The organism is Pseudoalteromonas sp. SG43-1 (genome assembly GCF_014164415.1).
GTDB lineage: Bacteria > Pseudomonadota > Gammaproteobacteria > Enterobacterales > Alteromonadaceae > Pseudoalteromonas > Pseudoalteromonas distincta.
This window is the reverse complement of the sequence record NZ_JACJFD010000013.1, coordinates 36,024-48,358: the sequence shown is the minus strand read 5'-3', so window position 1 is coordinate 48,358 and position 12,335 is coordinate 36,024. Positions and strand designations below refer to the sequence as shown.

3 protein-coding genes are annotated in these 12,335 nt (G+C 41.7%); 2 read left to right on the top strand and 1 reads right to left on the bottom strand.

Features of this window, described 5'->3' with window-relative positions; all coding sequences use genetic code 11:
- The first annotated feature begins 3 nt into the window (after nt 1-3).
- Nucleotides 4-3,150, top strand: coding sequence for an efflux RND transporter permease subunit (locus H5159_RS10730; protein WP_182780268.1), 3,147 nt, complete (start codon nt 4-6; stop codon nt 3,148-3,150).
- A gap of 87 nt (nt 3,151-3,237) precedes the next feature.
- Here the strand turns inward: H5159_RS10730 and H5159_RS10725 are convergent, their stop codons facing one another.
- Complete coding sequence (locus H5159_RS10725) at nt 3,238-4,488, bottom strand: TMEM143 family protein (RefSeq protein WP_182780267.1); 1,251 nt, start codon at nt 4,486-4,488, stop codon at nt 3,238-3,240.
- 342 nt (nt 4,489-4,830) lie between these two features.
- Between H5159_RS10725 and H5159_RS10720 the strand changes: the two genes are divergently transcribed.
- The coding region (locus H5159_RS10720; RefSeq protein ID WP_182780266.1) for an Ig-like domain-containing protein at nt 4,831-12,335 on the top strand (7,505 nt) is incomplete at its 3' end.

The following is a 12,335-nucleotide window of genomic DNA, read 5'->3' as shown; positions in this document are numbered from 1 at the left end:
AGCATGATTAACTGGATAGTTTCTTTTGCGGTTAAGCGCCGCATGATGGTGCTTGCGCTCACACTTTTATTTGCTGGGTTTGGCGTATACAACACACAAAATTTAGCCGTTGATGCCGTACCCGATATAACTAACGTGCAAGTTCAAATAAATACCAAAGCGCCGGGCTTTACCCCGCTTGAAGCCGAGCAGCGCATTACATATTTGATTGAAACTGCAATGGCGGGTATTCCTAAGCTTGATTACACCCGCTCAATTTCGCGTTATGGGCTTTCGCAAGTTACCGTTATTTTTAATGAAGGGACCGATATTTACTGGGCGCGCCAGCAAATATCAGAGCGCATACAAAGTATTCGATCAGACTTGCCAGCCAATATTGAACCAAACTTAGGGCCAATTGCCAGCGGGCTAGGGGAGATTTTTACTTATTCTGTGCATGCAAATAACGGTGCATTAAAAGATGATGGTACGCCATTTAATGCAGAAGATTTACGTACCCTGCAAGATTGGGTTATTCGCCCGCAGTTATTAAAAGTAAAAGGCGTTACCGAAATAAACAGCCAAGGAGGCTTTGAGCGCCAATATCAAGTAGCGTCCATGCCAGAAAAACTACTCGCTTATAAGCTCACGCTAAGCGATGTAATTACTGCACTTAAATTAAATAACAGTAACCAAGGCGCAGGATTTATAGAGCGTTTTGACGGGCAATATTTAGTGCGCTCGCCAGGGCAATTAAAAACCATTGATGATATAGCTAATACCGTAGTTGCTAAGCGCGATGATGCACCAGTACGCATTAAGGATGTAGCAAATGTGCGCCTAGGTAAAGAACTCAGAACCGGCGCTGCTACTTATAACGGTAAAGAAACCGTGCTTGGCACCGCCATGATGCTCATTGGCGAAAACAGCCGCGTAGTGGCAAAAGCCATGGCAGATAAACTCAAAGATGTACAACTTAGCCTACCTGAAGGGGTTGTAGTTGAAGCAGTTTATGACCGCACAACCCTTGTTGATAAAACCATAGACACTGTAAAAACTAACCTGTTTGAAGGCGCTGTATTAGTGATTGTTATTTTGCTGCTGTTATTAGGTAATGTAACTGGTGCGCTTATTACGGCAATGGTTATTCCGCTTAGCATGTTATTTGCCATTACCGGTATGGTAGGTAATCGTGTGTCGGGTAACCTAATGAGCCTAGGCGCAATCGACTTTGGTTTAATCGTTGATGGCGCTGTAATTGTGGTTGAAAACTGTTTGAGGCAACTTGGCCTTGCGCAGCACAAACATGGCAGGCTACTTACATTAAATGAGCGTTTAAGTGTTGTAACCGCCGCTACTAAAGAAGTATTTAGCCCAGCGGTGTTTGGCATTTTAATTATTATGCTGGTGTATTTGCCGCTGTTTGCGCTTAGTGGTGTTGAGGGAAAAATGTTCCAGCCAATGGCATTTACTGTTGTAGCCGCACTAGTTGGCGCACTTATTTTTGCTGTTACCTTTGTACCTGCGGCTATTGCGGTATTTGTACGTGGCAAGGTGAGTGAGAGCGAAAATGCGGTTATGCGGGTTATTAAAAAAGGCTACAAACCACTGCTTGGTTTATCGCTTAAGTTGCCGTGGGTAATGTTAAGCATTGCTGCTGTGCTTGTAATTGCACTTGGCTTTAAAGTTAAAAATATGGGCGCTGAATTTTTACCGCAGCTTGATGAAGGCGATATAGCCATGCACGCACTGCGCATTACCGGCACCGGTATTGAACAATCGGTAAAAATGCAAAAAGAGCTAGAGCAAGCCATTTTAGACATACCTGAAGTTGAAAAAGTATTTTCAAAAATTGGCACTCCAGATGTAGCAAACGATCCTATGCCACCTAACGTTGCCGATACCTTTTTAATGTTAAAGCCGCGCGAACAATGGCCTGATCCCGCTTTAAGTAAAGAAGAGCTGGTTAAGCAAATTCGCCATTTAGTAAATGAAGTACCAGGTAATAATTATGAGTTTACGCAACCTATAGAAATGCGTTTTAACGAGTTAATAGCAGGCGTGCGCGCCGACGTGGCAGTGCGTATTTATGGCGATGATTTATCAACATTAAAACAGTATGGCGAAAAAGCCACAGCCTTGGTGCAAAACATTACAGGCGCAACTGATGTACGCCTTGAGCAAATGGAAGGTTTGCCTACACTTTCGGTAACGCCGCTTCGCGATCATTTGGCGCTGTTAGGTTTAACAGTAACCGATATACAGCAAAGTGTAAGTGCTGCGGTAGGCGGTGTACAAACCGGGCTTATTTATGAAGGCGATAAACGCTTTTCGTTATTAGTGCGTTTAGATGAGCGCTGGTCAAACGATGTATCACAGCTTGCGCGTTTGCCAGTGGCCGTGCCCAAAAGTGCCAACCCAGACCTTGCATTTGTACCGCTTGGCGAAGTTGCAAATATTAGTATTGATAAAGGGCCTAATCAAATAAACCGTGAAAGCGGTAAGCGTAATGTTGTTGTTACTGCAAATGTAGAAGGGCGTGATTTAGCAAGCTTTGTAAGTGATGCACAAGCCGCTTTAATTTCAGATCTTAATTTACCAAGTGGTTATTGGATTGAATACGGCGGTACATTTGAGCAATTAGAATCGGCAAGTAAGCGGTTATCGCTGGTGGTGCCAGTTACTTTATTGCTTATATTTGGCCTGCTTTACAGTGCGTTTAATTCACTTCGTGATTCGTTAATTATATTTAGCGGCGTACCACTTGCACTTACCGGTGGTGTGCTTGCGTTATTGCTACGCGATATGCCGTTATCGATATCGGCAGGCGTTGGCTTTATCGCGCTAAGTGGTGTTGCCGTATTAAACGGTGTGGTTATGCTGTCGTTTATTAAACAATTAAGAGCCGATGGACTTAGTTTAATTGATGCGATACAAACCGGTGCACTTTCGCGCTTGCGTCCAGTATTAATGACCGCTTTAGTGGCAAGCTTAGGGTTTATTCCTATGGCGCTAAATACTGGTACAGGCGCTGAGCTACAAAGACCACTGGCTACGGTTGTAGTTGGCGGTATTATTTCATCAACTCTACTTACGCTATTAATATTGCCTGCACTTTATAAATTAGTGCATTCTAAATTTACTAAAAAAGCAGAAGCTGAATTAGCTTAAGTATTAGCTATTAATAATGTAATCAAAAAAGCAGCTGTACTTACAGCTGCTTTTTTATTTGGGTAATTATTTAGCAAAAATACTACATTAATTATATTGAAACAGATTATCCCAACGCTCATCAAGAATAGCTTTTGCATGGTCTAAACTTAGCGCGCTATACACTTCATTACCTTCTATTTCGTTACTACACGTTACTAAACGCATACGTACCAGCTTTTCAAGTGCGTCGCTAATTTCAAAATCAAGATTGCACTGGTATTTGCTTTTAAACCAATGCTCTATTTGTTCATCAAGTGTTTGTGCGGTTAAGCCGTTTTCTGATTTTAGTAAAAACGTATACGCAAGCAGCGCTTCTTTTATATCTTCTTCTTCGGCGGCGTCTATAAGGGTGTGAAAAACACCGGCGTTATTATCAAGGTTTTTAAAGTAGAGGTTATCGCTAAGCGCTTTCATAAATTTAATTTTACGGTTTTTAAACTTACTCCACTCTTTAAAAATAAAGCTGCCAAATACTCCCATGCCAATAGCAAAGGTAATAAAGTGTTGTTGGGTCATTTCTACAGCTTCACTTCTAAAGCCACCCCAAAAAGCAAACAGAGCAAGCAATAATAAAATTGATGCACCAAGCTTAGTGATAAGTACCACCGCACCGCCAATTAAAGCCGATGAGCCAATAATTGCTTTATCAATAGGGCGCATGCGTACCTCGCTATTAGGAAATAGCATTTCGAGATCGGCCTTTGGCACATTTTGAAACAGCTTTACTATGGTTGAACTTGGCTCAAATCCCATTGGCGTTTTATTTTTAGCTTTAAAATAAGCGCTATCTTTAAAGCGAATAAACACAGCAACACGGTCGTAATTAGTAAAGTGCAGCGGCTTTTTACGAAGGCCCCAAAAGCTGGTAATAGTTTCAGTGAGTTGCGACTCGCCACGGCGATAAAATACCACTTCTTCAAAGTCGTCAAATTCAACTTCAAGGCGCACCTTAAATAGTGACTCTTCATTTAATGCATCTTGTAAGTCTTCATTGGTGATCACTTCAAAATTAGCGGCATTTAAAACCTTAGCAAAATCTTTTGCAAACTCACGTTGGCATTGTGCTTTTTGCTCAGCTGATACTGGCGCTAAAGATCGCGTATCGCTATTAGGATCAAAGGGCGCGTAGTTATTTTTGAGCGACTCAAGTGTTGAATGGTAATCGTAATGGATAAGGCTTGCTAATAAATCGCAAAATTGTTTAAACGATGTTTGCTCTGAGTTGTTTGTGAGCTCAGCGCTGCACATATCAACAATATCTTGTTTTCTAAAGGGAATAAAACGTGCACTTTGCATTTGTTTGACTAATTTGGAAATGAAACTACCTTTAGGGATGTTAATTTATTCCCAATAAAATTGCTAACATATAAATTTACAAATAACTAAGTTTATTGAATCCAAATCACCCCTTCATACGTTGTATACATATAGCAGTTACATTTTCTAATTGTTTTGTATTGCAATTTTGATATTACCTTATAAATAATAACTATATTTCAAAATTAACCATTATAAAATCCAATAAAAAGGTACTGTAAGATGTTATTTTTTTGTATCATTAACTGGATTTTGTAACGATTAGAGCTACCTTTTGGCTAAGCCGCTATTTACTCTCATTAACTATTTAGGAAATTCACTTTGGAAAATATAAGTAAAGCTGTTGTTATTGTCGAACTACTAAGTGATGTCTGGGTTGTTATGGATAATGGAGATTGGGTCAAGGTAGACTCTATACCAGAGCAACTTGCCGACCTACCTGTGTTAAATAGCAGCGACATTGCATTAGAGGGGAACGAGCTGGTTTTTTCTGAAACCAGTGAACAGCTTGTTGTACCTCAAGATATTATTTCACAGCTTGTATCGGATTTAAGCCAAAATAGTACCTTTGACGCCCGCAGCAATACCAGTAGCGTTACATCTTTATCCTCAAGTGATGCTAATGAAGCTCAAGTGGCTTATCAACTTATTGCTCGCCAAGGGCAAGAGCTTGTTCCTGAATCAGGCTATGAAACAACACCTACCGATACAACAGAAGAAGAAGATCCTAATTTTATTGAGTTCAGACCCGACCCTATTTTTACTGTAGGTCAGCTCGGTGGCGATGGTGTGTTTATTAATAAATACGATGCTGTGGCTTTGGAATTTTCCGGTACTGTTGAAAATGTACCCGATGGCTCGTTAGTACAAATAGTTTTAAGTGATAGCGACGGCAACGAAATAATTGTTACAACCGAAGTGCAAGATGGTGTTTGGTCTGTAACAAATATTGATATTACTGCTCTAAATGATGGTGAAGTGACTGCAACGGTTTCTCTTGTAGGGGGCAACGAAGATGATGCAGCGAGTGAAACTAAAGTAAAAGATACTCAAGCAGATATTTTTATTGATTTTGAGGATGGCTTAAACACTAATCAACCAATTGATTTTGAAGGTGAAGTGCAAGATGTGCAAGATGGACAGCTGGTAACAGTGACCATTTTTGATGCGCAAGGTAACCCTATAGCAACGTATGAGGCAACAGTCATTAATGGTCAATGGAGTGTTGGCCCTGAACCTTTTGCCGATTTACCTGATGGAAATTACACCATACAAGTTAGTACCATTGATGAAGCGGGTAATGACACGCAAACTCAAAAATCATTCTCAAAAGATACTACGGCCATTATAACAATAGACGTTAATGAAACCGAAGATGGCGTAATAAATAACTCAGAAAACGTAGTACAAGTAAGCGGAACAGTTGAAGGTATTGAAGATGGTCAAACAGTCTTAGTAACCCTAACAGACATAGATGGCAATGAAGTGAGTGTTGAGGCTGTTGTTGAAAATGGCCAGTACCAATTAGAAGTCGATATTTCTTCGTTAAGTGATGGAGAGATCACAGCAACCGCGCAAGCACAAGATTTATTAGGTAACGAAAGCACCGCGTCTCAGGTTATTTCACATGATAAAACAGCACAGCTCACCGTCGAAATAGACTCAACACAAGATGGCGTTATCAATAGCGAAGAAGAGAGTAACGTAACTGTACGAGGTGTAGTAACTGGTATTGAAGACGGCCAAACAGTGACTGTTGTATTGAGTGACGGCGTTAACCCTCCAATTACATTAACGGCAATCGTAGTTAATGGCAGTTATGAAATAGCCGGTGTTGATATTTCATCGTTAAATGATGGCACTATTAGTGCAAATGCAACTGCTCAAGATATTTCAGGAAACCCAGCAAGCGCGAGCGATGAAGCGCAATATGACAGCTCTGTTGCAACAAGCATAGTGGCACAAGATATTGATGGGGTTATTAATAGCGCCGAGCAAAATAATGTACAACTTAGTGGCTCGGTTACAGATATTGAGCCAGGCCAATTAGTTACCGTTACTTTTACGGATAGTAATAATCAGCAAGTAGTAGTAACAGCTGAAGTTGATGCTGATGGGAATTGGCAAATTAGCGGTGATATTGAATCTTTAGCTGATGGCGAAATCTCAGCGCAAATAAGTATTTTTGATGCAGCTGGGAATGAGGCCACTCAAGAGGTTACTTTTTCAAAAGACACACAAAGCACGCTAACACTTAATATTGATAAAACTGAAGATGGCGTTATAAATGGCAGCGCTGAAAACACCGATATTTCGCTTAGCGGCATAGTAAATGGTGTTGAAGATGGCCAAGAAGTTACCATTATATTTACAGACTCATTAGGCAATGAAGTGGTTGTTACCGCAATTGTTGAAAATGGTAATTACGCGCTTTCAGGTGTGGATATTTCTGCACTTAATGATGGCGATATTTCGGTATCAGCAAGTGTGCTTGATACGGCTGGAAATACCGCAGTTGCAGAAGATTCTTTTGAAATAGATAACAGCGCATTAATAACTGCATCAATAGATAAAACAGATGATGGAGTGATTAACGGGCAAGACGACGATCTTCGCGATAATGTTAATACAGCAGAAAATGCAGGTGTGGTTGTACGCGGTACTGTAGAAGATGTTGAAGATGGCCAAATAGTTACTGTAACGTTGAGCGACGGTATTAACCCTCCGGTAATTACTCAGGCTGTAGTTCAAAATGGTCAATATGTTACAGAGCCAATGGACGCAACAGGCTTAAATGATGGCACTATGATCGCCACAGCAGAGGTTGCTGATGCAGCCGGTAACCCTATTAGTGCCCAAGATAATGTTGAAATAGACACAACTGCAGCAATCACAACTAGCATTGATAAAACAGCTGATTCGGTTATTAATGGCAGTAACGAAAATCAAGAAATTGTAGTGCGTGGCACCGTGAGTGGCATTGAAGATGGCCAAGTTGTAACTATCACCCTAAGGGATGGTGTAAACCCAGATATAGCTGTGCAAGCAATTGTACAAAATGGTGAATATGTCACAGCTCCTATAGATGCAAGCTCTTTAAACGATGGCGATATTGTGGCAAGAGCCGACGTCTCTGATTTAGCTGGCAATGAAGCCACAGCAAGAGACACCGTTGAAATAGACAAATTAGCAGACATTACAACCAACATTGATAAAACAGCCGACGGTGTTATTAACGGCAGCGGCGAAAGTGCAGCCATTGTTGTACGCGGTACTGTAGAAGATGTAGAAGATGGCCAAATAGTTACTGTAACAATAAGCGATGGCGTTAACCCTGCGGTGACTACAACTGCAACCGTGATCAATGGTGAATATGTAACAACTCCTATTGATGCAAGTAGCTTAAACGACGGCACATTAACCGCCACTGCAAGTGTATCTGATATCGCGGGCAACCCTGTAAGCGCACAAGATAGCGTTGAGCTTGATAACACTGCCGCCATTACCACAAGCATTGATAAAACAGCCGATGGCGTTATTAACGGTAACGGCGAAAGTGCAGCCATTGTTGTGCGCGGAACAGTTAGCGATGTTGAAGATGGTCAAACAGTTACGGTTACTATTAGCGATGGTGTTAACCCACCGGTTGAAGTGCAAGCCATTGTAGAAAATGGCGAATATGTAACAACTCCTATTGATGCAAGCAGCTTAAACGACGGCACATTAACCGCCACTGCTACAGCGTCTGATTTAGCTGGTAACCCTATTAGTGCGCAAGATAGCGTTGAGCTCGATAACACTGCCGCCATTACCACAAGCATTGATAAAACAGCCGATGGCGTTATTAACGGTAACGGCGAAAGTGCAGCCATTGTTGTGCGCGGAACAGTTAGCGATGTTGAAGATGGCCAAACAGTTACGGTTACTATTAGCGATGGTGTTAACCCGCCAGTTGAAGTACAAGCAATTGTTAATAACGGCGAATATGTCACAGATCCAATTGATGCTAGCAATCTAAACGACGGCACATTAACCGCTACAGCTAGCGTATCTGATAAAGCAGGCAACCCGGTAACAGCGCTAGATACGGTCGAGCTTGATAACACGGCAGCCATCACCACCAGTATTGATAAAACAGCCGACTCAGTTATTAACGGTAACGGCGAAAGTGAAGCTATCGTTGTACGCGGTACGGTTACCGACGTTGAAGATGGTCAAACGGTTACGGTAAGCATTAGCGATGGCGTTAACCCACCAGTTGAAGTACAAGCAACCGTTCAAAACGGTGAATATGTAACAGATCCAATTGATGCTAGTGCACTAAACGATGGCACATTAACCGCTACAGCTAGCGTATCGGATGAGGCAGGTAACCCTGTAACAGCACAAGATACCGTCGAGCTTGATAACACCGCTGCAATAACCACAAACATTGATAAAACAGCCGACGGTGTTATTAACGGCAACGGCGAAAGTGAAGCAATCGTTGTGCGCGGTACAGTTACCGATATTGAAGATGGCCAAACGGTTACGGTAAGCATTAGCGATGGCGTTAACCCACCAGTTGAAGTACAAGCAACCGTTCAAAACGGTGAATACGTGACCGATCCGATTGATGCAAGCAACCTTAATGATGGCACATTAACCGCTACTGCGACTGCATCTGATAAAGCAGGCAACCCGGTAACAGCACAAGATTCAGTCGAGCTTGATAACACGGCTGCCATCACCACCAGTATTGATAAAACAGCCGATTCAGTAATTAACGGTAACGGCGAAAGCGCGGCAATTATTGTACGCGGTATGGTTACCGACGTTGAAGATGGCCAAACGGTTACGGTAAGCATTAGCGATGGCGTTAACCCAGCTGTAACTACAACTGCAACAGTGACCAACGGCGAATACGTGACCGATCCGATTGATGCAAGCAATCTTAACGATGGCACATTAACCGCTACAACTAGCGTATCTGATAAAGCAGGCAACCCTGTAACAGCGCAAGATTCAGTTGAATTAGACAAGCTAGCAGAAATTGATATTGCACTGTCTGATGACGATCAAGTAATTAATAGCTTAGAGCAAGCGAGTGCTGTGTTAACGGGTAATACTGTAGATGTAGAGCAAGGGCGAGAAGTTACATTAACGCTTACCGACAGCAATAGTGTGTCTAAAGTAATAACTGCTATCGTTAGCGATAATGGCACATGGGAAGTTACTACTGATCAAATTGCTGACTTAGCCGAAGGTCAAATTAACGCAGTTGTAGCAGTCACAGATTCAGCTGGGAACCCTGCAAATTCAGAGCTTACTTTTACAAAAGACACGCTAAGCAGCGTAACTTTAAATATTGCACAAACAGACGACGGTATTATTAACGGCAGTAACGAAAACTCGCAAATAACCATAACCGGCGCAGTTGAAAACATAGAAAATGGTCAATCAATTACAGTAACCGTATCTGACGGTGAAAACCCAGACATTGAATTAATAGGCACTGTTACTAACGGTCAATACAGTTTTGAAAATGTAGATATATCGGGCTTAAATAACGGCACAATTACAGCCACTGCCGTTGTTTTAGACTTAGCGGGTAATACAGCCACAGCAAACGACACTGTTTTATTAGATCAGCTAGCCAGTGTAACTGTAGATATAAACGATACAGGCGATAATGTAATTAATGGCAACTCAGAAAATACAGTTGTTAGCATTACAGGTGATGTAACTAACATTGAAAACGGTCAAACAGTCTCAGTAGTTGTGAGTGATGGCACAAATACTGAAACATTTACTGCTGAAGTAATTAACGGCGCTTATACAATTACAGATGCTGATGTATCAGCTTTAAATGATGGTACATTAACCGCAACAGCTACTGTAACCGATGTAGCAGGTAATACCGCTACAAGTAACGACACTGCCGAGCACGATAAGCTAGCCAGTACCACAATAGAAGTCGCTGAAAACGATGATGTAGTGAATGCAGTCGAGCAAAGCAATGTAATTATAAGCGGTACAGTTACCGATGTTGAAGCTACACGAGAAGTAACCGTTACATTTAGTGACGGCACCAACTCAGTTACTGCAAAAGTTGATGTAGATAGCGATGGCAACTGGCAAATAAACCCAAGTGACATAAGTACACTTACCGATGGCGAAATTGCAGTAAGCGTAAGCGTATTTGATAACGCAGGCAACGAAGCTGTAAACAACACTACATTTAATAAAGATACACAAGCAACTACATCGTTAGAACTTGCCGATAACGTAATTAATGCAGCAGAAGACGAAGCCGTAGCACTTAGCGGAAAAGTAGATGACGTAGAGTCAACCAACAATGTAACGGTTACCTTTACCGATCAAAACGGTAAAACAGAGACAATTGAAAACATTGTTTTAGACAGTGATGGTAATTGGTCTGTTACCGCTGCAAATATTAGCGAACTAGCCGATGGTGAAGTAATCGCAAGTGTCAGCGTATTTGATAACGCAGGTAACGAAGCGGTTAATAGTGCAGAATTTATAAAAGACACCCAAGCAACTACCACCATAGAGCTTGCAGATACGCTTATTAATGCAGCCGAAGATGAAGCCGTAGCACTCAGCGGAAAAGTAGATGACGTAGAGTCAACCAACAATATAACGGTTACCTTTACCGATCAAAACGGTAAAACAGAAACAATTAAAAACATTGTTTTAGACAGTGATGGTAATTGGTCTGTTACCGCTGCAAATATTAGCGAATTAGCCGATGGCGACATTACAGCAAGTGTAAGCGTGTTTGATAACGCAGGTAACGAAGCAGTAAATAGCACAACATTAGTTAAAGATACCCAAGCCACAATTAACGTAAATGTAGGTGATGACGCATTTATTAATGAACAAGAGCAAGCAACAGCAAAAATTGGTGGCACAATTAGTGATGTAGAGTCAGGACAAGAAGTTGATATTGTACTAAAAGACAATAACGGTGATGAGTTGTTTACCGCTACAACCACCGTAGATGCGCAGGGTAACTGGGAGCTTAATAGCTCTATTTTACGGGTTTTATCAGATGGCGATTACACAGTAGATGTAAGCACGCAAGATATAGCGGGTAATCCAGCAACAAGCACCCTCAACTTTACAAAAGACACCCAAGCCAGTACAACGCTAGTGCTTGAAGACTCAGTAATAAACGCAGCAGAAGACGAAGCGGTAAGTGTAAGCGGTAAAGTTGATGACGTAGAATCAACAAACAGCATTACCGTAACCTTTACAGATAAAGACGATAAAAAAGTAACCGTTGATAATGTAACCATAAATGCCGATGGCACATGGGAAGTAAGTGACGAAGATATAAGCTCACTTGCAGATGGCGACGTAACAGTAAGTGTTAGCGTATTTGATAACGCCGGCAATGAAGCGGTAAATACCGAAACACTAATTAAAGACACCAACGCCAATGTAACCGTTGAAATACAAGATACAGCCGATAACGTTATTAACGGCAATGGCGAAAACACAAACGTAACCATAAACGGCACCGCCGTTGGTGTTGAAAATGGCCAAACGGTTACCGTAGTAGTTAGTGATGGCACAAATAGTGAAACTTTCACCGCACTCGTTACTGATGAAGCGTACACAATCACAGGCGCAGACGTATCAGAGCTTAACGATGGCACATTAACCGCCACAGCCACAGTAAGTGATGTAGCAGGTAATACAGCAACCGCTACAGACACCGCCATTCACGATAAAACAGCCGTAACCAGCATTGATGTTGCAACAGGTGATGACGCTGTTATTAATACTGCAGAGCAAAGTAATGTAGTCGTAAGCGGTGT